Origin of the sequence: Mesorhizobium carmichaelinearum (assembly GCF_900199455.1) — a bacterium.
Classification (GTDB): Bacteria; Pseudomonadota; Alphaproteobacteria; order Rhizobiales; family Rhizobiaceae; genus Mesorhizobium; species Mesorhizobium carmichaelinearum.
Window position 1 is genome coordinate 191,463 of the sequence record NZ_FZQR01000006.1, and the last position, 23,196, is coordinate 214,658.

Sequence of the window (23,196 nt, forward strand, 5' to 3'; positions counted from 1 at the left end):
AACCTCTAATGCGCGATGCCGGAGCCGGCCGCTTCGTCGATCAGCCGCCCACTGGCGAAACGATCCAAATCGAAAGGCCGGCTGATGTCGTTGTGCTTGCCGGTCGCCAGCAGGTTTGCCAGCAGTGTGCCGCCGGCGGGAATGGCCTTGAAGCCGCCCGTGCCCCAGCCGCAATTGAGGAAGAGGTTGGGCAGCGGCGAGGGACCGATGATCGGGGAGGAATCCGGCACGACGTCGACAATGCCGGCCCATTGCCGCATCAGCTTCAGCTGACCGAAGATCGGGAACATTTCCAGCAGGCCGGCGATCACCGTTTCCAACGTCGGCAGATTGCCGCGCTGCGCATAGGAGGGGATGCGATCGAGCCCGCCGCCGATGACGATCTCCCCCTTGTCCGACTGGCTGACATAGACGCCGCAGCCTGGCGACAGCACCACCGTGTCGAGGATCGGCTTGACCGGTTCGGAGACGCAGGCCTGCAGCGCGTAGGAATTGATTGGCAGCCGGAAGCCGGCCTTGGCCGCCAGCACCGAGGAATGCCCGGCCACCGCCATGCCGATGCGGTCGGCGCGGATAGCGCCACGGCTGGTCTGGACACCACGGCAGCGGCCGCCTTCGATGATGAAATCGGTGATCTCGCAATTCTGGATGATGTCGACGCCGAGCCGGCTTGCCGCCCGTGCGTAGCCCCAGGCGACCGCGTCGTGGCGGGCCGTGCCGGCGCGGCCCTGCCATATGCCGCCGAACACCGGAAAGCGCGCATCCGGGGAGAAATTGTAGATCGGCGCCACGCGGCGCACATCCTCTGGTGAAAACAGCTCCGCGTCGATGCCGTTGATCTGCATGGCGTTGACGGTGCGCGCGCCGATCTCCATTTCGGCGGTCGAGTGGCAGAGATTGACCATGCCGCGCTGCGACAGCATGACGTTGTAGTTCAGATCCTTCGACAGGCCTTCATAGAGCCGGTGCGCCAGCCCATAAAGCGCGACGCTTTCCGGGTAATAATAGTTGGAGCGCACCACGGTGGTGTTGCGGCCGGTGTTGCCGCCGCCGATCCAGCCCTTTTCCAGCACGGCGACCCTGGTTATGCCGTGATTCTTGGCCAGATAGTAGGCCGTCGCCAGCCCGTGGCCGCCGCCGCCGATGACGATCGCGTCATAGGCCGGCTTCGGCTCGGGCGAGCGCCAGGCCTGCTTCCAGCCGGTCTGGCCGGCCAGACCCTCCTTGAACAGCGACAGGGCGGAATAGCGTCTGGTCATGGCATGTCTTCCGCCGGGATGGCTGCGCTTGTTCCGGTCATGCCCGCATCGCCTTGCCCAGCGGATCGTAGGGCGACGAAGCGATGACGCGCGCACCTCTTTCGACGCCGACGATATGGGTTGTCAACTCGGTATCGATACCGGCCGCGTCGCGATCGACAAGCGCCATGGCGAGGCTCTTGCCGACGGTGTGGCCATAGCCGCCGGAGGTGACGAAGCCGGCAAGCTTTCCTTTGCGCCAGACCGGCTCGTAACCGCCGGCGTCGGCATCCAAGGCGTCGATTTCGAGCGTCACCAGAGTCCGCTTGGCGCCGGCTTTCCGCTCTTTCAGCGCCGCCTCACGGCCGATGAAGTCGCCCTTCTCGAAAGCGATCCAGCGGTCCATGCCGGTTTCATCAGCCGTGTAATCCTGCGTGAACTCGCGCGACCAGATGCCAAAACTCTTTTCGAGCCGCAGCGAATTGACGGCGCCGAAGCCGTATTCGGTGATGCCGAGGTCGCTGCCAGCCGCCAGCAGCGCGCGGCGCAGTCCGGCGTGCTCATTGGCCTGGCAATGGATCTCGTAGCCGAGCTCGCCGATCACCGAGAGCCGACCGACTTTGGCTCGCACAAGGCCGACATCGAGCGTCTTGCAGGCGAGGAAGCCGAAGGCTTCGTGCGACACATCCTGGTGCGTCAGCCGCTCGAGCAGGCGGCGCGCATTGGGGCCGGCGAGCGAAAAGCCGACGACCGCGTCCGAAATGTCGCGAACGGTGACGCCGTCGCCGAGATGCTGCTCGAACCAGCGCATGTGCCATTGGCGAAGATAATAGGACCCCATGATCCACCAGGAACCATCGCCCCAGTTGAAGACGGTGAGGTCGCCCTTGAGCTTGCCGTTCTCGCCCAGCATCGGTGCGAGCTTCGCGCGGCCGGGCTTCGGTAGCGCGCAGGCGAGCAGCCGGTCGAGCCACGCTTCCGCTTGCGGTCCAGAAACCTCGTAGCGCGAGAAGGCGGTGATATCGAGCAGGCCGACGCCTTCGCGCACTTTGCGGCATTCCTGGCCGACGATGTCGAAGGCGTTGGAGCGCTTCAGCGTCGGTGTCTCGACAAAGCCCTTCGCGGCAAAATAGAGCGGCACTTCCATGCCCCAGGAATTGCCCCAGCGCGCGCCGGCCGCATCCATGGCGTCATGCGCGCCGGCCGTCTTCAACGGTCGTCCCGCCGGCAATTGCTCGTTGGGATAGCTCATGACGAAGCGGCGCGAATAGAACTGCCCGGTCGTCTGCTTGATGTATTCGCGGTTGGAGGCGAAATCGCCGTAGCGGGCGATGTCCATGCCATAGACGTCGGCTGCCGGTTCGCCATGGATCATCCATTCAGCCAGCGACTTGCCGACGCCGCCGCCTTGCAGGAAGCCGGCCATGACGCCGCAGGCCACCCAGTAATTGGGAACGCCGCGCACCGGGCCGACCAGCGGATTGCCGTCCGGCGAGAAGGTGAAGGCGCCGTTGACCCAGCGCTTGATGCCGGCCGTCTCCAGGCAGGGGTAGCGGCTGAAGCCGAGCGCCAGTTCGTTGGCGATGCGATCGGTGTCTTCCTGGATCAGTTCGATGCCGTAGTCCCACGGCGCGCCGTCCATGTTCCAGTGCTTGTGGTTGATCTCGTAGATGCCGAGCAGCAGGCCCTTCTGCTCCTGGCGCATATAGGTGAAACCTTCGAGGTCGACGATCAGCGGCAATTCCCGGTCGAGCGCCTGGATCTCGGGCAGCGCCTCGGTGACGACGTAATGATGCTCCATCGGCGAAACGGGCAGGTCGATGCCGGCCATCCGGCCGACCTGCTTGGCCCACAGGCCGCCGGCATTGACGACGTGCTCGGCAATGACGGTGCCTTTTTCGGTGACCACGTCCCAGCTGCCGTCGGCGCGGCGGTTCAGCTCCAGCACGCGGTTGTGCTCGATGATCTCGGCGCCGCGCTTCCTCGCCGCCTTGGCATAGGCATGGACGACGCCCGAGGGGTCGATATGGCCTTCGCGCGCGGCATAGAGGCCGCCCAGCATGCCGTCGGTGTTGAGGATCGGGCAGCGCTGCTTGATTTCGTCGACGCCGACCAGATGGACATCGTCTATGCCCATGGTCTGAAAAATGCGGTAGGAGGCCTTCAGCCATTCCCAGCGCTCCGGCGCCGAAGCGACCGAGATGCCGCCGGTCATGTGCATGCCGATGTTCTGGCCCGATTCCGTCTCGACCTCCGACAGAAGGTCGATCGTGTAGGCCTGCAGGGCGGCGATGTTGGGGTCGGCGTTCAGCGCATGGAAGCCGCCGGCCGCGTGCCAGCTCGATCCCGCGGTCAGCACCTCGCGTTCGATCAACGCGACATCGCTCCAGCCGAATTTCGCCAGGTGATAGAGCACCGAGGCTCCAACCACGCCGCCGCCGATAACGATCGCCCTGTATTGCGATTTCATTCCGCCGCACTCCGTCAGGCCATGGCGGCGCACCCTAACGGCATTGTACACATGTGTCTAGTATGCGAAGCTGACGCGGAGCAGGCTGGCTTGTGGGATTTAAGAAAAGCGGTATGGCCGAGGCGGCCGATGGCCGCGTCTACCGTTTACCGGAAAGCGTCTTCTCGACGTAGCGCGCAAAATCCTCGACATCTTCCGCCGGAGGCTCCTGGCCGGTGAAGCTGCGCAGATAGGAGGCGACCTGGGCCAGGCGGGTGCTCATCGGTTCGTTGAGCTCGAGCGAGTAATAGCCGATCTGCATGAAATAGAGCACGCGGGCGCGCACGAACGCATCTTCGTCCTCATAGCCATGGCGCTTGAACATGTCGCGTATGGCATTGACGCGCTCTTCGTCGGCCTCGTCGAGTGCGCGCCGGATGGCGGGCGAGCGGCGGGCCCAGGCCCTGATCGCGAAATCCAGCCGCGGATCGAACAGCTTCTCGTCGACCCAGCATTCGAAAATACTCATCACGCCGCGGATGACGGTCGCGGAAGGCCGGCTGGCGCGCTCGACGATGAATTTTGTGTTGGTCTGCCGCCAGTGATCCAGCAACTGGTCGAGCAGATCCTGCCGGCTCTTGAAATACCAGTAGAAGCTGGAGCGCGAGACATCGAGCTGCTGGCCAAGCGTCAGCACGCGGACGCGTTCGACGCCATCCGAGATCAGTGTTTCAAGCGCCAGCTTCAGCCAGTCTTCACGCGTGGCCTTGATGTTGCCGGTGGCGCCGGCGCGCTGGGTCGTCGTTTCGAGAGCTGCCATCGGCACGACGCATGACACGCCGCATCGGGCAAATCAAGGATATGGACACTGCTGTACAGGGCAATTCACCCGAGCCTGCGAGGCGCTCTGCGGATATTAGCCGGGTTGGCTGCCGATGGGGCTCTGCCGGCATCGTCCTGTTGGTGTAACGGCTCGCCTGGGGATTTTTGTCGCGGCTGTTCGGCCAGTGCGTGCTTTCCCGCAAGGCATTTGTCTGGCAAATACCTATTCAGACAGATGCCGCCGCGCGGCCAACCAGCAGGAAAGACTAGGACATGGCGCAGTTTCGAAAGAACCTCATCGATGGCGAGTGGGTCGGCGACGCCGGCTCTCGCAACATCAACCCCTCGGACACCGGCGATGTCGTCGGTGAATATGCCTCGGCCGGTGTCGAACAAGCCAAGCAGGCCATCGCGGCGGCAAAGGCGGCGTTTCCCGCGTGGTCGCGCTCCGGTCCGCTGGCGCGCCATGCGGTGCTGAAGAAGGCGTCCGACGAGATCATGGCGCGCAAGGACGAGATCGGCCGCAATCTGGCGCGTGAGGAGGGCAAGACACTGGCCGAGGGTATCGGCGAGACCATTCGCGCCGCCCAGATATTCGATTTCTTCGCCGGCGAAACATTGCGGCTGTCAGGCGAGGTCGTGCCAAGCGTGCGGCCGGGCGTCGGCGTCGAGATCACCCGTGAAGCGGTCGGCGTGGTCGGCATCATCACGCCATGGAATTTCCCCATTGCCATTCCGGCCTGGAAGATCGCGCCGGCGCTGGCCCATGGCAACACCATCGTCTTCAAGCCGGCGGAGCTCGTTCCCGAGAGCGCCTGGTCGATCGTCGACATCCTGCACCGCGCCGGCCTGCCCAAGGGCGTGCTCAACCTCGTCATGGGCAAGGGCTCGGTGGTTGGCCAGGCGATGCTCGACAGCCCCGATGTCAACGCCATCACCTTCACCGGTTCGGTCGGCACGGGAAAACGCGTCGCCGCGGCAAGTGTCGAGCACATGCGCAAGTTCCAGCTCGAAATGGGCGGCAAGAACCCGCTGGTCGTGCTCGACGACGCCGACCTTGCGGTCGCTGTCGATTGCGCGCTCAACGGCGCCTTCTTCTCCACAGGCCAGCGCTGCACCGCCTCATCCAGGCTGATCGTGACCGACGGCATCCACGACCGTTTTGTCGATGCGCTCAAGGAGCGGATGGGCAAGCTGGTGATCGGCGACGCGCTCGACGCGCAGACCCAGATCGGCCCGGTCGTCGATGCGACCCAGCTGAAGCAGGACGAGGACTATATCGCCATCGGCGTCAGGGAAGGCGCCACGCTCGCCTTCGGCGGCGAGCGGCTCGACCGCAAGACGCCCGGCTTCTACCTCAGCCCGGCCCTGCTGACCGAGGCCACCAACGCCATGCGCAGCTCGCGCGAGGAGATTTTCGGACCTGTCGCCAGCGTCATCCGCGTCAAGGACTACGACGAGGCGCTTGCCGTCGCCAACGACACGCCGTTCGGACTGACCTCGGGCATCTGCACCACGAGCCTCAAGCATGCCACCCACTTCAAGCGCAATTCGGAGGCCGGCATGGTGATGGTCAACCTGCCGACGGCGGGTGTCGATTTCCATGTTCCCTTCGGCGGCCGCAAGGGCTCCAGCTATGGCCCGCGCGAACAGGGGCGCTATGCCATGGAGTTCTACACCACGGTGAAGACCGCCTATACATTCGCAGGCTGATCGGACGCCGGCGGATCGGGCCGGCGAGCCGTTACGGAACCGGCCCGAGGCAATGACATTGCAGGATCTGACCTGGCTCAACCCGCCACCGCATCACGCCATAAACGGCGATGCGGTGCGCGTGCGCACCGGCAAGGAGACCGATTTCTGGCGCGAGACCTTCTATGGTTTCTGGCGCGACAACGGCCACTTCCTGCATCGGCCGGTCGAAGGCGATTTCACAGTCGAAGTCACCGTCAAGGGCGACTACAAGGTGCTTTATGACCAGGCTGGGCTGATGGTCCGGCTGAGCGAAACGCATTGGATCAAGGCCGGCATCGAATACACCGACGGCCTTGCCTATTTCTCCGTCGTCGTCACCAACGACACCTCGGATTGGTCGCTGGTCGCTATTCATACCGGTCCGAACGGCGTGAAGATCCGCCTGACCCGCCACGGCGAAGCGATCCGCGTCCAGTATCTCGATGCTTCGGACGGCCATTGGAAGCCGGTGCGGCTCGCCTATTTCCCGATCTCGAAGACGGTCGATGTCGGCATGATGTGCTGTTCGCCGCAGCGCGAGGGTTTCGAGGTCACATTCTCCGGATTTTCGGTCGGCCCGCCGATTTCACGGGAGTTGCACGACTGACGCCTGGCGACGTCTGCGGCCGCAGGTCTATCTGGAGCCTCTTAGAGCGTTTCACCGTTTCATGGAAACGGCGAACCACTCTAACTCTCTTGACGCGATTCCAGACGGAAAACCGCTCACACTTTTCCTAGAATTGCTTTAGGCAAGAACTTCGGCTGGCTGCCCCTTCACCAGGGCACGTGTAGTATCTCCAGCTTCGGCAGGCCGACCGGCCGGATGCCGAGATCGTTGGCGAGCACGCCGAAGGCTTCGGTCTCGATCAGGTCGCGGTAGGGAATTTCGGGGAACCGAAGGCCGCCGCGATGCAGGGCAGCATCCACCAGAAGCATGGTCCCACCGACCGCATCGAGGCCGATGATGTCGAGATGCCTGACATCACTGAGATGATAGCGATATGGCGTCAGGATGGGAGGCTGGTGCAGACCGCCGCGTATCTCGCGGTAGTAGCGATAGTCCTTGGTCTGCCGCCGTATGATGAAGCTGTTGAGGTCGAAACTGCCGCCGCCGGCGATCTTCACGCAGTTGGGCACCGCGATGCGATGTCGCGTGGCGATCAGCCGGTTGAGGACATCGCCGGGAAAGCGCCAGACGTCGATGTCGATCCACAACGCCCAGTCGTCGTCTTCCGTCAGCCCGTGATCGATCAGGTGATTTCGCACCTTGGCAATCGCGCCGCGCCGGGCTCGTTGCATCCTCGGCTTTGCCCGTTTCGCCCTGTCGAACCTGGTGCCGACCTGTTTCTGCAGCAGGACGACGTCACGATATTTGCCGGCTAATCGCGCGGTTGCGGCCTGCAGCCGTTCCCAGCTCCCGTCCAGGCTGTCGCCTTCACAGAAGACCAGCTTGATCCTGTCCTTGGGGTAGTCGAGCCCGTCCAGCGCATCGAGGAAGGGCTGGATGAGGTCGGCGGCATCGCGAAGCGGGACCAGGACGGCAATGTTGCGGCCTGAAGGCGGCGGCGCCGACAGGACGGCCTTATCGACGACGGCTTTCGCAACCGCCTCATCCAGATATGCGCCGCGCGTCAGGAGATAGCGGAGTCGGTAGGCTCGGTTGCGGAGCTTGGTCGTCCATGTCGGCGGCGGCTCCGGGATCCACCATGTGCCGGCCCAGTGATGGATCGAAAGTACTGTCGTATCGTCGCCGGCCTCACGCTCCGTGCTGCCGTCCGACGTCACCGGTGTGAACAGGCCGGAAGGGTGAATGGCAAAGGCTGCCCGATCGCTGTAGCCGCGCTGCGCGGAGGTCAACAGGCAAGGACCGGTCGCGTCGAGCACGTCCTTGGCGTCAGCGAGCCCAGGCATCATGGACAGGAGATGCAACCAGAACGGATGCCTGGGCGGGCTCGCCATTGTCCCATTGAAGAGGAGGTAGGGCAGGCCACGAAAATCCGCCTGGAGGGCTGCATGCGAAGCCGGCTCCTTGCACAGCACCACACGGGTCTCGTCCATGATCGGATCGAAGGGGGCGACGCATTCGCAGTCGATGTCGGCATAGACGCCGCCAAAATGATGCAAAAGCATATAGCGGGCAGCATCCGACCGCTTCACGCCATTCGTATAGCTGCAGAACATCGGCAGGAAATCAGGGTAGTGCCCGGCCACGAATTCGAGCAGCATCCGGTCGCTCCAGAGCATCACGGTCCAGTGCGGATTGTGCCGGTTCCAGCTGTCGGCATAGGCCTGGAAGCGCGCGGGAATGGTGTCGGACTTCCATGTCTGGTGCAGGATTGCTGGAATCATACGGCGGCACCGTTTGGTCCAAGCCCGTCACGAACGGCGTCGTGGATCGCTTGCGGGCCGAACCTTGCCCATACCGCCTGATACGCGCGAAGGCGTTGCCGCGCCCTGCGATCGGGGTCGAGACAGAGTCCGATGGCCATCTCGGCAAGCGTTTCGTCAGTGTCAGACAGCAGCAGCTCATCATTCTCGACCAGGTCCAGGCCTTCGGCCGCGATCGGCGTGGCGATCACCGGCACGCCCGTGGCCATTGCTTCCAGGATCTTGATGCGTGTGCCGCCGCCCGCCGTCAGCGGGACGATGGTGAGATGCGCGCTGGACAAGAGCGGCGCGACATCGGCGGGATCTCCAATGAGCTCCACACCAGGCAATCTGGCCAGTGCCTGCACCTCCGGCCTCGGCGTGCGTCCGGCCAGGACAAGCCTGGCACCCGGCAGGGCGTTTCTGATCCGGGGCAATATGACACTGGCCAATCGCTGCGCGGCATCGACGTTCGGCGGATAGGCGAGATGGCCGATGAACAGGATCACCGGAAAGCCGTTGCTAGTCGACGGCTCGGCAGGCAGCTGCCCGGAACCCTCGACGGCCTGCGGAATTCCGTTCGGAACGATGTCGATCGGGATCTTGTGCCGGGAAAGCATCATCAGCTTTTGGCGATCCAGTTTCGAGCAGACCCATACCTTGTCGACAAGGGACAGCGCTTTTCTTTCAAGGTACCGGACGCTGAATGCCGCCGCGGATCGCTTGGCACTAAGACGCCTGATCTGTCCGGCCAGGTCGGACTCGACATTGTGCATGTCGAGAATGAGCTGCGCCGCCAGCGGCCGCAGCGGCCGCAGCAGCTTGAACAGGCCGACGCCCTCGACAATGATGGTGTCAGGGCGGAATTCACGGGCGAGCGTCTCGAGCCGCGTCAGGGCGGAACGCGATATGCGACTCTCCGCCCTTGAACGCCACCAACCGATCGAGGCCGTGCGGGGCTCGCCCTCGATCGACAGGCCCTCGACGCGGATTAACGGACCGGGAGCGTTCATGGCTATCTTCGGCCGCACCGAAACCAGGCAGACCGGCCCGAACCTGGCGGCCGCTTCGGCGTTGCGGTAGTTTCTCAGATCCGAGCCCGAAGCTGCAGGAAAGGCCGGGTCGTGCGACACGATCAGCGTACGCTTCTGGGCCTGCACGGGGGCAACCGGTTGCGCGCCTGCGCCGTTCAACGCGGACGCCGGGGGCGTTGTGTCGGGCAGGGGGACTGATTCAGATGGCATTGATAACAATTCCGTGACTACAAACATCGGAGCCACCTTGTTTAGCTGAACAAGGCTTTCGTCAAGCAGTGCCTATTTGAATACTTCCGTCTCGAGCCCCAGGCGGGCCGCAAGGCTCATCGCCTGGACCAGGCCAGCCAGCGCGCCGCCAGACGCCTGCGCAAGGAGGTGAAACGGGTTCGCCTGTAGGCGTCACCCGCCATCTTGATGCCTTGCGCCTGTGTCGGGAAGGGATGGATGACATCGGCCAGGGCATGCAATCCCATGCCCGACCGGATGGCGAGCGTCACCGCATTGATCATCTCGCCGGCATGGCTGGCGACGACCGTCGCCCCAAGGATGCGGTCGGAACCCTCCCGGACATGGATCTTGACGAACCCCTCCTCCTCGCCGTCCATCACGGCGCGGGCGACATCATGCATCAGCACCGTATAGGTCTTGACCGGAATGCCGTTGCGGCGTGCCTCGATCGGATAGAGACCGACATGGGCAATCTCCGGATCGGTATAGGTGCACCAGGGAACGACGAGTTCACTGAGCCTTTCGCGGCCGCGAAACAGGGCATTGCGCACGACAATGCGTGCCGTCGCCTCGGCGGTGTGAGTGAACTTGTATTCCAGGCACACATCGCCCGCCGCGTAGATGTGCGGATTTGTGGTTCTCAGATGATCGTCCACCTTGATGCCGTTGGCATCATACGCCACCCCAGCCTCTTCCAGGCCGAGACCTCTGACATTGGGCGAACGGCCGACGCCGGTGATGATCTCGTCGACGGAGATCGTCGTCGTGTCGCCGTCCCGCAAAAGGTCGGCGAGCTTCTTGCCGCCTTCCCTGCGCACCGCCACCACTTCGGTGTTCAGGCGCACTTCGACCCCCTCGCGCGCCAACGCGTCCGACAGGATCTGCGCGGCGTCACGTTCCTCGCCGGGCAGGAACATCGGATCGCTCTGCGCTAGGATCACCTTCGCGCCGAGCAGGCAAAAGGCCTGCGCCGTCTCGCAGCCGAGTGGCCCACCGCCGATGACCAGAAGCCGCTCAGGACATTGCTTGAGGTTGAACATGCTCTCATTGTCGAGATAGCCGGCCTCGGCAAGTCCCGGGATCGCCGGCCCGCTCGGATGCGCACCCGTCGTCACCAGGGCCTTCTTGAACCGAAGCGTCTTGCCGGCGACATCAACCGTGTCCGGTCCACCAAACCGCGCTTCGCCGAAATAGAGGTCGATGCCTTCTGAAGCGATCACAGCGGCCGAATCGACACGGCTGAGCCGCTGCCGGATCTGCCGCATCCGCATCATGGCCCGCTCGAAGTCGACATGAAGACGCTCCGGCGTGTCGCCGCCGAAATTCTCGGCATCGCGCATGTCGGCATAGAGCCTGGCCGTGCGGATGATTGCCTTCGACGGGACGCCGCCGACATTGACGCAGGCGCCGCCGATCAGGCCGCGCTCGATCAGCGCAACTTTCGCGCCAAGGCTTGCGGCGTCACGCGCCGCGGTCAACCCGGCCGGTCCGGCGCCGATGACGACAAGATTGTACTGGCCGTCGGGGGTCGGGTTCTTCCAGTGCGGCGGATGCGCGGCCCGGATCAGGTCGACGTCGTTGCGGTCGACAGGGAAGGCGGCGGCCTTTGTCCGTTCACGCGACATCATAGGCCCCTGATGTGGAGCCTGAAGGCTGCGCCAGCCAGCCGCCGGTGAAGCCGGCTTTGCCCAGGCCGCGGCGGATGTGGGGATTGGACCGCATCAGCTCCCAGATCAGGCGCGAGCGGTGGTTCTCGATCATCATCACCACGATGCCCTGGTCCAGCCCGTAATGGCCTTCCGACACCCAGCCGTTGCGGCCGAATTTTCGCCGGTTGGCCAAGGTCGGATTGAAGCCGCTCGGCAGCCGGAAATTGTCGATCACTTCGGGGTAGCGGTCGCCGAGATGGCGCATGGCAGCCAGGCAGATATCGGGCGCGAAAGGCAGCGATGCCGGATAGGACCATGGCGCGATCGTCCCGTCATCCGGTCCGAACGGCGCGCCCCGCGCCGCATAGCCGGAGAACCGGTGCCTCCGTCGTTCCACGCTGGCGCGGAAGCCGCCCGGCCCGTCTCCCGCCGAAAGGCCCCAAAGGTTCTCGCCATAGCCGTCAAAGCCATAGGGGTTATGGCGGGCATAGTCGCGCTGCAGGTAGGTCGAGCGGCGGCTGTTCTCGAAATAATCGGAATTCTTCTCGCGCATGAAGGCGTCGCGGATGCCGGCGAAATCGATCCAGGCATGCGAGAACTGATGCATGAACAGTGGCCCGCCATAGAGCACGTCATGGCCGTAGATGTTTTCCCACTGGTAGGTTGCCGTCCAGGCCTCGTAGCTGTCGTTAGAAGTCGGGCTGTCGGGCGAGGCCATCGACAGCACGTAGAGGATGGTCGCCTCGTTGTAGCCCTCCCAGCCATAGTGCAGGAAACCGCTCTTCGGCTTCCAGCCTTGCCGCAAGGTGGGGCTGCTGCCTTGCGCCCAGCGCCAGTCGATGCGCCGGTAGAGCGCCTCGGCCAATCGCCGGATTTCGGCTTCCTCGGGATTGTCACTGGAGAAATAGGCGGCGGCCACCAGGATGCCGGCCATCAGCAAGGCGGTGTCCACCATCGATAGTTCGCAGCGCCAGACGCGCAGGCCCGTCCGCATGTCGAGAAAGTGGTAGTAGAAACCCTTGTGGCCGGTGACCTCGTCGCCACCGCCTTGCGGGCTGGCCGAGAAGAATCGCAGGGCTGCAAGCGTCAGCTCCACCGCCGCCGCGCGCGTCATCCAGCCGCGCTCGACGCCGATCGGATAACAGGACAAGGCGAAGCCGACGACGGCGATGCTGGCCGGCGAGTTCGGCCGCGACGTGTCGGCGACCAGGCCGTTGTCGGGGTTCACATTCTCCAGGAAATAGCCGAAGGCTGCACGCTGGTAGCGGTCCAGAAGCTCGTCATCGGACAGTGCGGCGGAATCTGCTTCAGGCAAGCGATGCAAACTCCAGCCTGATGGTCGCGACTTCCGTCGGTCGCGCGGCGCCGGCATGGCGGCCATGGGTCATCACCCCGGCCAAACTGTCACGTCGTGTCATGGCTTTCCCGCAAACCCTGTTGTGTCACCGCCCCATTCAGACGTCAGCGACTATACGCCTGTCCAGTTCCGATCGCTGCCTCGTCATGCGGAATTGTAGTTGCACGGGCCAATGTGGGGATGTTCCGGCCCGGGTCAATACGTGGCGCGGCCGCCGGAAACGTCGAAGACGGCGGCCGTCGTGAACGAACATTCCTCCGAGACGATCCAGCAGATCAGCGCCGCGACCTCTTCGACCTCGCCAAAGCGCGCCATCGGTATCTTGGACAGCATGAAGTCGATGTGCTCCTGGCTCATCTGCTTGAAGATCGCGGTGCGCACGGCCGCCGGCGTCACGCAATTCACCGTCACCTTGGTCTTGGCCAGTTCCTTGCCGAGCGACTTGGTCAGGCCGATCACCGCGGCTTTTGACGTGCTGTAGGCGGAGGCGTTGGGATTGCCTTCCTTGCCGGCGATCGAGGCGATGTTGACGATGCGGCCATAATTGCGCTCCAGCATGTGCGGCACCAGCGCTTTGTTGCAGTAGAAAACGCCGTTGATGTTGATGTCGATGACCTTCTGCCAATCCTCGGTCGAATAGGCCCAGGTCGTCATGTTCGGCCCGGTGATGGCAGCGCTGGTGACCAGTATGTCGACGCCGCCAAGCGCTTCGATCGTCGACCGGGCAGCGCTTTCGACCGTTGCCGCGTTGGCGACGTCCACCGTCACACCATGCAGGCCGGGAAGAACGGCTTTCGCCTGTTCGATCTGGGCCGGATCGCGATCCCAGACGCTGACGCGCCCGCCCTCCTCGACGATCCTTTGCGCAACCGCCAGGCCGATGCCCGAGGCCCCGCCGGTGATGACCGCCGACCGGCCGGCGAAGCGCCCCGCGAAGTTCTGCATGCGGTCTTCCTCCCAATCGGTGGCGAATGTGAAGTCAACGGCAACCAAGTTCAAGGCGGCATCGCAGTCGCCGAACGGGATATTGGTAGGCCAGCAGGGGGCGGCCGCTACCGGTGCTGAAAAAACTGTAAAAACAGTTCCCGCTCGGTGGTGATGTCGAGCTTCTCGTAGATGCGTCGTCGGTGGTTCTTGACGGTGCCGACCGTGATGCCGAGGCGCTCGGCGATGTTGGCCGTCGGATGTCCAGCGAGGATCAACTGGACGAGTTCCCGCTCGCGCAGCGACAGTTCCGGCCACAGGCTCGTCGGGATGGTCGGCTCCTGTCGCGGCGAGGCGCCTGGACCGGTCGGCGCCGACGTGCGGAAGAACTCGCGTCCGCGCGCCTTGATATCGAGCGCGTGCAGCGCCTCGAACACCGGCAGCCGTTCGTCCAGAAGGGCGATCTCGCTGTCCTTGAACGAACTGGTCGAGCGGTCGAGGAAGATACCCAGGCACCAGTCGCCGCCATCGGCCAGCATGATGCCGACCTCATCGCAGATTTCCGACTGCGCTAGGAAGCCGGCTATGTACTGGCCGCGCTTGGCTTCTTCGTCCGCCAGTCCCTTGAGTGGCAGGATGCCAAGACGGCGCTCGCGTCGCCACGAGGCGTAGAACGGGTCGAAGACGTAGTAATTGTCGAGATAGCGCCGCACCATCTCGTCCGAGAAACGCCGGTGCTTGACGAATTCCGGCGTCTTGGTCGCCGAGTAGCGGGTGACCGTCACCAAATCGTGCGCAATGTCGGCGCCGATCAGGTCGATCAGGCAGTCGACATGCCGGTCGGTGCCAGTGGCCGCGATCGCCTTGGCCAGCGGCGCCCAGATATTGCCCATGCGCATGTCCTTTTCTCTGCGAACCGCGCCTGCCCGTCATTGTGTCTTTTGGCATATGGCGCGATCCGGCCCCGAGAATCTAGCCTGCGGTCATTCTCGAAGAGGGAAAGCGACCCGTGGACCAGATCACTACAAACCCCATCGTCATCGGCATCGACGCCGGCGGCACCATGACCGACACGATCCTTGTCGATCAGGACGGCCACTTCAAGATCGGCAAGTCGGCGACAACGCCGAAGAACGAGGCTGAAGGCTTCCTCGCTTCCGCCGAAGACGCGGCCGATGCCTGGGGTATCTCGCTGGAGCAGCTGTTTTCCGGCGTCAACGTCGTGCTCTATTCCGGCACCGGCATGCTCAACACGCTGTTGTCGCGCACCGGCCGCCGGCTCGGTCTGATCACCACCAAGGGCCTCGAGGACATGATCCTGATGGGCCGCGGCCTGCAGGCCTGGGCCGACTATTCCTATGCCGACCGGCTGCACGCGGTGACGCATCAGCATCCCGATCCGCTGGTGCCGCGCCGCCGCACCCATGGCGTCACCGAGCGCATCGACCAGTTCGGCGACATCATCCTGCCACTCTACGAACATGAGGTCGCGATCGCCGCCAGGAAGCTGATCGCCGACAAGGTCGAGGGCATCTGCATCATGACGATCTTCTCGCACGTCAATCCCGTGCACGAGAAGCGCATCGCCGAAATCTGCCGCGAGGAGATCGCGAAGGCCGGCGCCGACATCCTCGTCTACACCAGCCATGAGGTGCGTCCGGTCATCCGCGAGCAGTCGCGGCTGAACTCGGTGCTGATCGAGGCCTATGCCACCTCGCGCGGCCGCAAGCAGCTCAAGGGTATCGAAGACGTCTCCAGGAAATACGGCTTCAAATATGGTGTGCAGACGCTGCTGTCCTTCGGCGGTCTGACCTCGATCAACCATCCGCGCCTGCATGAAACAATGATCTCCGGCCCGATCGGCGGCATTCTGGGCGCTGCCTATGTCGGCAAGCTGATCGGCAACGACTCGCTGATCTGCTCGGATATGGGCGGCACCTCCTTCGACATGGGCGTCATCACCCGCGGCCAGACCCGGATCGAGAACGAACCGCTGATGGACCGCTTCAAGCTCAACGTGCCGACGCTGCATCTCGACACGATCGGCGCCGGCGCTGGCATGATCCTCAAGGTCGACCCGCTGACCAAGAAGGTCTCGCTCGGACCGGAAAGTGCCGGCTCCGATCCCGGTCCGATTTGCTTCGCCAAGGGCGGCACCGAACCGACCATCGCCGATTGCGACGCTATCCTCGGCCGCCTCAACCCGCATTATTTCCTCGGCGGCAAGGTCGTGCTGCAGGTCGAAAAGGCGAGGGCAGCCTTCGAGGAGAAATGCTCGCGCCTGCTCGGCGTCGGTGTCGAGGAGGCCGCCGAAGGCATGATAGACATGCTGGAGGCCGACGCCAACAACGCCTTGCGCCGCGTCATCTCCGGCCAGGGCATCCACCCCTCGGAATTCACCCTGCTCTCTTATGGCGGCTCGGGTCCGCTGCATCTGGCCGGCTGCTCCAGGGGCATCGGCTTCAAGGACATCATCACCTTCCAGTTCGCCGCTGCCTTCTCGGCCTTCGGCTGCACAACCGCCGACTTCATGCGCCGCCATTCCGTGTCGACGCAGCACGACATCGGCGCGCGCGCCAGCGATGACGAGTTGCTCGCCTTCGGCAAGAAGGTCACCAATGTCTGGGACGATCTGACCAAGGCAGCGGTCGACGAAATGATCGAGGACGGCCACGCGCGCGACAAGATCAAGACCGTGCCATTCCTGATGATGCGCTATACCGGCCAGCTCGAGGACGTCGAGGTGATGGCGCCGCTGTCGGCGATTAACTCCGCCGACGACATGCGCAGGGTTATCGACGAATTCGAGGCGGTCTACGCCAAGGTCAACCATCGCGTCTCGCGCTATGGCGAAGCCGGCTTCTCGATCACCGAGCTCGGCCTCATCGCCACCGCCGACAAGGTCAAGCCGGTGCTGCTCAAGCGCCCGCTCGGCAAGTCGGACCCGGTGGCAGCCCATAAGGGCGTGCGCGAGGCCTATATTGGCGGCCGCTGGCACAAGGCCAACCTCTACGAGATGGACCTGCTGCAGCCCGGCCACGAGGTCATTGGCCCGGCCATCATCGAACATCCCGCCACCACGCTCGTCGTTCATCCGCAGGACCGTGTCCATGTCGATGAATGGACGCTGCTGCACTACACCCACGCTTGAGAAGGGCGAACGCCATGCTGGACAAACCCGCCTCCGCGCTGCGCATCCGCGAACGGTTGATCGAATCCGAACGGCTCATGGAAGAGACCGGCTGCTATGACGGCATCACCGAATTGCAGCTGCGCAACCAGGATCCCCTGAAATTCGAGACGCTGCACACCAAGCTGCGCGCCTATTGCGTCTCGGCCCGCGAGATGGCCCGCCGCATCTCAGCCTCGCCCGGCGTGCGCGAAGTCGGCGAAATGGTCGTCGCCATCTACACGCCGGAAGGCGACGCCATCGCGCTCTCCAACGGCATTATGGTGCATGTGCACACGATGAGCCGCTTCATCAAATGGATGATCCGCAACGGCTACGAGGAAAACCCCTGCATCCGCGACGGCGACATCTTCGCCAACAACGATGCCTTCATCGGCACCGTGCAGGTGCCCGATGTGATGGACGTGGTGCCGATCTTCCATTCCGGCAAGCTGGTCGGCTGGGCCGGCGCCGTCTGCCACGAACTCGAAGCCGGCGGCATCACCCCCGGCGGCGACGTGGCGCTGGCGCAGGAGCGCTTCACCGAAGGCCTGTTCGTCTGCGCCGAAAAGGTCGGCGAGAATGACGAGATCCGCCGCGACTATGTCATCCGCTGCGAGCGCAATCTCAGAATGCCGATCTACTGGGTGCTCGACGAGAAGGCCAAGGTCGCCTCCTGCATCGACATGCGCGAAAGCGTCAAGGCGCTGATCGACGAGATCGGCCTCGACTACTGGATGCAGGTGTCGAAGGAGTTCATCGAGGAAGGACGTCGTGCCCAGCTCGCCCGCACCCGCCAGCTCACCGTGCCCGGCATCTATCGCGGCCACACTTTTTACGGCCATGTCACCAAGGGCAAGCCAGGGTATCAGCCGCTCGGCGACCCCGACTGGCTCTACAACATGCCGATCGAGATGGAGATCACCACCGACGGTAAGATCATCATGGACTTCGAAGGCACCCAGCCCTGGGGTTACCATTCGATGAACTGCACGCCGGCCGGCATGGATGGCGGCATGTTCGTGACGCTCACCCAGCACATGAATTTCGAAGGCTTGGTCAATGACGGCGCCTGGATGGCGACCGAACTGAAACTGCCGCACGGCACCTGGACCAACCCGGACAATGAGATGGTGGCGACCGCCACCTCATGGGCCTTGCTGCTGCCGGCCTATGGCGTGTTCCAGCGGCTGTTGTCGCGCTCCTTCATCGGGCGCGGCTTCGTCGAGGAAGCCTTCGTCGGCCAGGTCAACAGCCCGATGATCGAGATGGGCGGCACCAGCCAGTACGGCAAGCTGTTCGGCATGGCGCATTTCGAATGCGCGGCCGCCGGCTCCGGCGCGCTGGCGATCAAGGATGGGCTCGACACCGCCTATGTCGGCTGGAATCCGGAATCCGACATGGGCAACATCGAGATCTGGGAACAGAACATGCCGATGCTCTATATCGGCCGCTCGATCGTTCCCAATTCCGGCGGCGCCGGCAAATATCGCGGCGGCTGTTCTTTCGTCTCGACCTGGCTGGTCTCGAAGACCGACCATCTCAGACTGGTCACCTCGGAACATTCCTCCCGCGTGTTCGACAATGGCGGCATGTGCGGCGGCTACCCGGCGCCGACCTGCCAGAAGCATCGCGCGGTGCGCAACTCCAACATCTTCGAACTCGCCGAAAAGCGGGCGCCGCTGGCGCATCACACCGGCACCAACCCGCATCGCTCGGAACTCGAACTGCGGCTGCAGGGCGAGCATGTGACCATGGAGGGGCCTTACATCACCGCCCCGCACAAGACCGGCGATGTCTTCACCCATTCCTACAATGGCGGTGGCGGCTATGGCGACGTGCTGGAGCGCGATCCGCTCAAGACGGCAGCGGATGTCGAGAACGGCTATCTGACCAAGGAAGCGGCGGAGGGTATTTTCGGCATCATGCTGGACGAGGACGAGGACGGCTATCCCGTCGCCAACCTCGAGGCCACCAAGCGCCACCGCGCCGAGATGCGTGCCAAGCGGCTGGCCAAGGCCAAGCCGGTTTCGGAGTGGATCGCCAGCGAACGCGGCCGTGTCGAAAAGGCCGATTTCGCTCCCGAAGTGAAGAAAATGTATGCCAGCGCGATCAAGCTGTCGTCGCGCTTCACCAGGGAATTCAGTGATTTCTGGAACGTCGACGCCAGATCCATCTTCATGCCGGGAGCTAAACCATGACCTCATACAGCAAGGAAGTCATCGCCGATCTGGTCGCGGGCACGCTGCCCTGGCCACAGACGCGCCGCGTCATGAGCGCCTACAAGGACGACGACCGCTTCTTCAAATATGTCGCCGTGCTGCAGGACCGTGTCGGCTGGAAGGATCCCATCCTGCTGCCGGTCTCGGATCATCTCTTCATCTGCCAGAGCGGCGACGAGCGGGTGACACGCTGCGAATGCGGCCATTCCTTCGGCGATTATCGCAAGAACTGGAAGCTCAACGCCGCGATCATCGTGCGCAACACCGAGGAATCGCTGCGCGAGATCTATCCCAACAGCGATATCCCCGATCCGCAATGGATGGAGATCCGCGAATTCATCTGCCCCGAGTGTGGCACCATGCACGAGGTCGAAGCGGCAGCGCCGGGCTATCCCATCGTGCATGATTTCCAGCCCGACCTCGAAGGCTTCTATCGCGAATGGCTGGGCAAGCCTCTTTGAGGACATTGATGTTGTGAACCGCGTCGCAGGTAAGGTAGCGCTCGTCACCGGGGCCGGAATGGGCCTCGGCCGGGCGGCTGCGTTTCTGCTTGCGGCCGAGGGCGCCAAGCTCGTGGTCAGCGACATAGATGAGGTCGCCGCCGGGGAGACCGCCGACCTGATCGGCAAGGACAGCGGCGAAAGTCTTTTCCATCGTCACGACGTTTCAAATCCCGACGACTGGTCGCTGGTCATGGCGGCGGTCGAACGAGATTTTGGCCGGCTCGATGTGCTGGTCAACAATGCCGGCATCGCCATCGCCAGGAATATCGAGGACACTTCGCTTGAGGAGTGGCGGCGCACCATGGCCGTCAATCTCGACGGCGTCTTCCTCGGTTGCCAGCACGGCATCGCCCTGATGAAGCAATCGGGCGGCGGCTCGATCATCAACCTTTCCTCCATCGACGGCATTATCGGCGAGGCCGAGCTTGCCGCCTATTGTGCCTCAAAGGGCGGTGTGCGCACGCTGACCAAGGCGGTCGCGGTGCACTGCGCCGAGAAGCGCTACGGCATACGCTGCAACTCCATCCATCCCGGCTACATCTGGACGCCGCAGACCGAGAACTATCTGCGCGACCTTGGCACGCTGGAGCAGGAAAAGGCCAAGGCACTGGCCCGCCATCCCATTGGCTTCCTCGGCGAGCCCAATGACATCGCCTACATGGTCGTCTACCTCGCCTCGGATGAATCCAAATTCGTCACCGGCTCGGAAATGGTCGTCGATGGAGGCTACCTTGCCGTGTGATTTTCAAATCCTCTCGGGCCGAGCTGCCCGCATCGAACTGTCTGGAGAGCATAGCTGATGACAAACCTTTCCGGCCGCAGCGCGATCGTCACCGGCGGGTTTTCCGGCATGGGCTTCGCCATTGCCACCGCCCTGGCGCAGGCCGGCGCCAATGTCGCCGTCGGCTCCTACATCGCGCCCGCCGGTGCCGACAGATCCGATGCCGCCTACTATCCCGGCGCCGACGAGATCGAGCGTGTGCGTTCGGCCCTGGCGGCCCATGGCACCAGGGTTCATGTCGCCCATCTCGATGTCCGCGACAGCGAGGTCACCAACCGCTTTGCGGCGGAAGCTGAAGCGGCCATCGGGTCGGCCGACATCCTGGTCAACGCCGCCGGCACCACCGCCGAGCAGCCCGTCTGCGGCCATTCCGATGCGCTGTGGGACAAGATCGTCGACACCAATCTCACCGGCGCCTTCCGCGCCACCCGCGCGGTGCTGCCCGGCATGATCGAGCGCGGCTGGGGCCGCATCGTCACCATCGGCTCGACCGCCGCCTCTGTCGGCTGGAAGGACAACCCCGCCTATTGCGCCTCCAAGGCCGGACTGCTCGGTCTCACCCGCTGCGTCGCGCTCGAAGGCGCGGCGCACGGCGTCACCTGCGTCATGATCAGCCCGACCTGGGTCGAGACCGAACTGATGCGCCGCAATGTGGCGCAGGTCGTCGAGCGCGAGGGCAAGGGCCGCAACGCCGAGGCGGTCATGGACGAATTCAGGAAAGGCAATCCCCAGGGCCGCATGATGCAGCCTGAGGAGATCGCCGCCCTCGCGGTCTTCCTCTGCTCGGATCTCGCCAAGGGGATCACCATGGAGAACATCCAGATAACGGGAGGAGCCTTATGGTAGGATACCTGCCGGCACGGAGCGCTCCCAACCGCTCGCTGCCGGCGAGGGGACAGGCGGCAACGTCACGCCGCTTGCAACTGAAGCTTTTTCAGTTTCGCCACCATGCTCGCGCCAAGCATCTTTTCCGAATATTCGATGAGCAGCGCTCTCGCCTCCAGATGCGAGATGTCGCCGTCGGCGTGGCCGCGCCGCAGCCAGAAGCCGTCAAGCATGGCGGCAAAGCCGCGCACGAAGTGGTCGATCTCGCCCTTCGACCACAGCGGCGCCAGCGCCGAGCCGATGTTCGAGCGCAAGCGCTTGTAGAAAAGATCCTGCAGCCGGGCGTAGCGGGGGGTGTGAGCGGCTTCGGCGTAGAAGGAAACCCAGGCGTTGGCGGTGTTGCGCTCGAACTTCTCCTCCGGGAAATTGCCGTCGACGATCGCCGTCAGGCGGTCCCACCTTGTTTCGGCCTGGCGCAGATTGACCACGACGGCATCCATGAGAACCCGGTTGGCGTACCGCACCATCTCGAACAGCACCTGGTCCTTGTCCTTGAAATAGTAGGTCAGGATGCCTTGCGACATGCCGGCTTCGTGGCAGATGCGGGTGGTCGTCAGGCCTTTCAGCCCATCGCGCAGGAAGATGCGATGCGCCGCCTCGATCAGCTCGACCCGCCTGATGTCCTCGATACGCGTTCTTTGTTTCTTTGCCTTTGTCGCCATGGGTTTCGTATATCCGACGAAATTTTTGTACGCTCTAACAAATTTTTCTGTTGTCATATAATTTTCGCCGACCTAGGCTGCAAAGGCAAGCATTGGTCAGGCAGGCTATCGATGACGTCGCACACTCAAACGATGCGGGCCGCGGTTCTTGGCAGGTACGGTGAGCCGCTCGATGTCACCAGCGTGCCTCGCCCTGTCGCCGGTCCCGGCCAGATCCTGGTGCGGCTGCAAGCCTGCGGCGTCTGCCACACCGATGTGCATATCTGGCGCGGCGAAAGCGTGCCGCCGCATGCGCCGTCTCCTTTCGTTATGGGCCATGAGGGCATCGGCCGCGTCGAGGCGATCGGCGAGGGCGTGAGCGGTTGGGCGCTGGGTGACCGGGCCGGCGTGCCCTGGATCCACGACACCTGCCGCCATTGCGACGAATGCCTGGATGGCTACGAATCCTTCTGCCAGCACCATCGCGCGCATGGCCTGAACGTGCCTGGCGCCTTTGCCGAATATGTCGTCTGCGACGCCGGTTTCGCCGTGGCACTGCCCGAGACCATCGACCCGGCAACCACCGCCCCGGTGATGTGCGCAGGCATCACCGCCTATGGCGCGGTGAAGCGGGCCGGGTTGAAGTCGGGCGAGAGCGCCATCGTCCTTGGCTGCGGCGGGCTAGGCCTCTATGCCGTGCAGATCGCCAGCCGGCTCGGCGTCAAGGTGCTGGCGGTCGATCGCGATCCGGCCAAGCTCGAAATCGCCCGCCGCTATGGCGCGGCGGACGTCGAGATCGCCGACAGCGGCCTGCCGTCGAGGCTCGCGGCGAGGAGCGACAAATACCACGCCTGCATCAACTTCGCGCCGACCACCGCGACCTGGGACGCCATGGTCGCCGGCATCCGCCCACGCGGCAGGATCATTGCCGCCGCCATGGTGTTCCAGCCGGTGCCGCTCATCCAGGAATGGCTGACGGCCACCGGCGTCGTCATCACCGGCACCAGCGTCGGCACAAGGCAGGAGATGCGCGAACTGGTCGCCATGCACGCCAAACAGCCACTCGAAACCACGGTCGAGACCATCAGCCTGGACCAGGTCTCGGACGCGCTCGCCACGCTTGAAAGCGGCCAGTCGAGAGGCCGGTTCGTCATCGACTTCACCGGGTAGTGGACGGGAATGCCCGCCGC

General features: G+C 63.8%; 18 protein-coding genes. 8 read left to right on the forward strand and 10 right to left on the reverse strand.

What is annotated here, in order from left to right; genetic code table 11:
• Positions 1 to 5: 5 nt before the first annotated feature.
• The 3 genes from CKW40_RS16045 to CKW40_RS16055 all read right to left on the reverse strand — a co-directional run bounded on the left by CKW40_RS16045 (position 6) and on the right by CKW40_RS16055 (position 4,507).
• Entirely contained in the window at positions 6 to 1,259 is a 1,254-nt protein-coding gene (locus tag CKW40_RS16045) for a sarcosine oxidase subunit beta (protein WP_095200861.1), read from the reverse strand.
• Between the two features lie 37 nt (positions 1,260 to 1,296).
• A complete protein-coding gene (locus CKW40_RS16050; RefSeq protein ID WP_095200862.1) occupies positions 1,297 to 3,708 on the reverse strand; it encodes a GcvT family protein in 2,412 nt (803 codons plus the stop codon).
• 139 nt (positions 3,709 to 3,847) lie between these two features.
• Positions 3,848 to 4,507, reverse strand: coding sequence for a TetR/AcrR family transcriptional regulator (locus CKW40_RS16055; RefSeq protein ID WP_179297985.1), 660 nt, complete (start codon positions 4,505 to 4,507; stop codon positions 3,848 to 3,850).
• 275 nt (positions 4,508 to 4,782) lie between these two features.
• Here CKW40_RS16055 and CKW40_RS16060 point away from each other — a divergent pair, with 275 nt between their 5' ends.
• Positions 4,783 to 6,222: an aldehyde dehydrogenase family protein gene (locus CKW40_RS16060; protein WP_095200864.1), complete on the forward strand. Its 1,440-nt coding sequence runs from the start codon at positions 4,783 to 4,785 to the stop codon at positions 6,220 to 6,222.
• 52 nt (positions 6,223 to 6,274) lie between these two features.
• Positions 6,275 to 6,850 (forward strand): DUF1349 domain-containing protein, encoded by a 576-nt coding sequence (locus CKW40_RS16065; RefSeq protein ID WP_095200865.1) that lies wholly within the window; start codon positions 6,275 to 6,277, stop codon positions 6,848 to 6,850.
• Positions 6,851 to 7,017: 167 nt separating this feature from the next.
• On the opposite strand, the gene CKW40_RS16070 is transcribed toward CKW40_RS16065, so the two are convergent.
• The 6 genes from CKW40_RS16070 to CKW40_RS16095 form a co-directional block, all read right to left on the reverse strand.
• Positions 7,018 to 8,592: a glycosyltransferase gene (locus CKW40_RS16070; protein ID WP_095200866.1), complete on the reverse strand. Its 1,575-nt coding sequence runs from the start codon at positions 8,590 to 8,592 to the stop codon at positions 7,018 to 7,020.
• Complete coding sequence (locus CKW40_RS16075; protein ID WP_244571197.1) at positions 8,589 to 9,770, reverse strand: glycosyltransferase family 4 protein; 1,182 nt, start codon at positions 9,768 to 9,770, stop codon at positions 8,589 to 8,591. The genes CKW40_RS16070 and CKW40_RS16075 overlap by 4 nt, the downstream gene beginning before the upstream one ends.
• 200 nt (positions 9,771 to 9,970) lie before the next feature.
• The gene (locus CKW40_RS16080) at positions 9,971 to 11,500 is read right to left on the reverse strand and encodes a mercuric reductase (RefSeq protein ID WP_095201038.1); all 1,530 of its coding nucleotides are present in this window, start codon (positions 11,498 to 11,500) and stop codon (positions 9,971 to 9,973) included.
• Complete coding sequence (locus CKW40_RS16085) at positions 11,490 to 12,839, reverse strand: glucoamylase family protein (RefSeq protein ID WP_095200868.1); 1,350 nt, start codon at positions 12,837 to 12,839, stop codon at positions 11,490 to 11,492. Before CKW40_RS16085 ends, CKW40_RS16080 begins: the two co-directional genes overlap by 11 nt.
• A gap of 237 nt (positions 12,840 to 13,076) precedes the next feature.
• A complete protein-coding gene (locus CKW40_RS16090; RefSeq protein ID WP_095201039.1) occupies positions 13,077 to 13,826 on the reverse strand; it encodes an SDR family NAD(P)-dependent oxidoreductase in 750 nt (249 codons plus the stop codon).
• Between the two features lie 107 nt (positions 13,827 to 13,933).
• Positions 13,934 to 14,704 (reverse strand): helix-turn-helix transcriptional regulator, encoded by a 771-nt coding sequence (locus CKW40_RS16095; protein WP_095200869.1) that lies wholly within the window; start codon positions 14,702 to 14,704, stop codon positions 13,934 to 13,936.
• 110 nt (positions 14,705 to 14,814) lie between these two features.
• Between CKW40_RS16095 and CKW40_RS16100 the strand changes: the two genes are divergently transcribed.
• From CKW40_RS16100 to CKW40_RS16120, 5 genes are read left to right on the forward strand one after another with little or no spacing between them, the layout of a single operon-like run.
• The gene (locus CKW40_RS16100) at positions 14,815 to 16,956 is read left to right on the forward strand and encodes a hydantoinase/oxoprolinase family protein (RefSeq protein ID WP_095200870.1); all 2,142 of its coding nucleotides are present in this window, start codon (positions 14,815 to 14,817) and stop codon (positions 16,954 to 16,956) included.
• A gap of 14 nt (positions 16,957 to 16,970) precedes the next feature.
• Entirely contained in the window at positions 16,971 to 19,175 is a 2,205-nt protein-coding gene (locus CKW40_RS16105; RefSeq protein ID WP_095200871.1) for a hydantoinase B/oxoprolinase family protein, read from the forward strand.
• On the forward strand, positions 19,172 to 19,657 hold the full coding sequence (locus CKW40_RS16110; RefSeq protein ID WP_095200872.1) for an acetone carboxylase subunit gamma: 486 nt from the start codon (positions 19,172 to 19,174) through the stop codon (positions 19,655 to 19,657). Before CKW40_RS16105 ends, CKW40_RS16110 begins: the two co-directional genes overlap by 4 nt.
• Before the next feature lie 13 nt (positions 19,658 to 19,670).
• Entirely contained in the window at positions 19,671 to 20,441 is a 771-nt protein-coding gene (locus CKW40_RS16115) for a glucose 1-dehydrogenase (RefSeq protein ID WP_095200873.1), read from the forward strand.
• 57 nt (positions 20,442 to 20,498) lie between these two features.
• Positions 20,499 to 21,326 (forward strand): SDR family NAD(P)-dependent oxidoreductase, encoded by an 828-nt coding sequence (locus CKW40_RS16120; protein ID WP_095200874.1) that lies wholly within the window; start codon positions 20,499 to 20,501, stop codon positions 21,324 to 21,326.
• A gap of 62 nt (positions 21,327 to 21,388) precedes the next feature.
• Here CKW40_RS16120 and betI read toward each other — a convergent pair whose 3' ends face one another.
• Positions 21,389 to 22,027, reverse strand: coding sequence for a transcriptional regulator BetI (gene betI, locus CKW40_RS16125; protein ID WP_179297986.1), 639 nt, complete (start codon positions 22,025 to 22,027; stop codon positions 21,389 to 21,391).
• Between the two features lie 111 nt (positions 22,028 to 22,138).
• On the opposite strand from betI, the gene CKW40_RS16130 reads away from it, so the two are divergent.
• The gene (locus tag CKW40_RS16130) at positions 22,139 to 23,176 is read left to right on the forward strand and encodes an alcohol dehydrogenase catalytic domain-containing protein (RefSeq protein ID WP_095200876.1); all 1,038 of its coding nucleotides are present in this window, start codon (positions 22,139 to 22,141) and stop codon (positions 23,174 to 23,176) included.
• Positions 23,177 to 23,196 lie beyond the last annotated feature (20 nt).

Bases quoted from the DNA above. Each gene is read 5' to 3' on its own strand.
- CKW40_RS16110 (WP_095200872.1), top strand. From the start codon at position 19,172: ATGACCTCATACAGCAAGGAAGTCATCGCCGATCTGGTCGCGGGCACG.
- CKW40_RS16060 (WP_095200864.1), top strand. From the start codon at position 4,783: ATGGCGCAGTTTCGAAAGAACCTCATCGATGGCGAGTGGGTCGGCGAC.
- CKW40_RS16080 (WP_095201038.1), bottom strand. From the start codon at position 11,500: ATGTCGCGTGAACGGACAAAGGCCGCCGCCTTCCCTGTCGACCGCAAC.
- CKW40_RS16055 (WP_179297985.1), bottom strand. From the start codon at position 4,507: ATGGCAGCTCTCGAAACGACGACCCAGCGCGCCGGCGCCACCGGCAAC.
- CKW40_RS16105 (WP_095200871.1), top strand. From the start codon at position 16,971: ATGCTGGACAAACCCGCCTCCGCGCTGCGCATCCGCGAACGGTTGATC.
- CKW40_RS16120 (WP_095200874.1), top strand. From the start codon at position 20,499: ATGACAAACCTTTCCGGCCGCAGCGCGATCGTCACCGGCGGGTTTTCC.
- betI (WP_179297986.1), bottom strand. From the start codon at position 22,027: ATGGCGACAAAGGCAAAGAAACAAAGAACGCGTATCGAGGACATCAGG.
- CKW40_RS16090 (WP_095201039.1), bottom strand. From the start codon at position 13,826: ATGCAGAACTTCGCGGGGCGCTTCGCCGGCCGGTCGGCGGTCATCACC.
- CKW40_RS16130 (WP_095200876.1), top strand. From the start codon at position 22,139: ATGACGTCGCACACTCAAACGATGCGGGCCGCGGTTCTTGGCAGGTAC.
- CKW40_RS16050 (WP_095200862.1), bottom strand. From the start codon at position 3,708: ATGAAATCGCAATACAGGGCGATCGTTATCGGCGGCGGCGTGGTTGGA.
- CKW40_RS16070 (WP_095200866.1), bottom strand. From the start codon at position 8,592: ATGATTCCAGCAATCCTGCACCAGACATGGAAGTCCGACACCATTCCC.
- CKW40_RS16065 (WP_095200865.1), top strand. From the start codon at position 6,275: ATGACATTGCAGGATCTGACCTGGCTCAACCCGCCACCGCATCACGCC.
- CKW40_RS16045 (WP_095200861.1), bottom strand. From the start codon at position 1,259: ATGACCAGACGCTATTCCGCCCTGTCGCTGTTCAAGGAGGGTCTGGCC.
- CKW40_RS16095 (WP_095200869.1), bottom strand. From the start codon at position 14,704: ATGCGCATGGGCAATATCTGGGCGCCGCTGGCCAAGGCGATCGCGGCC.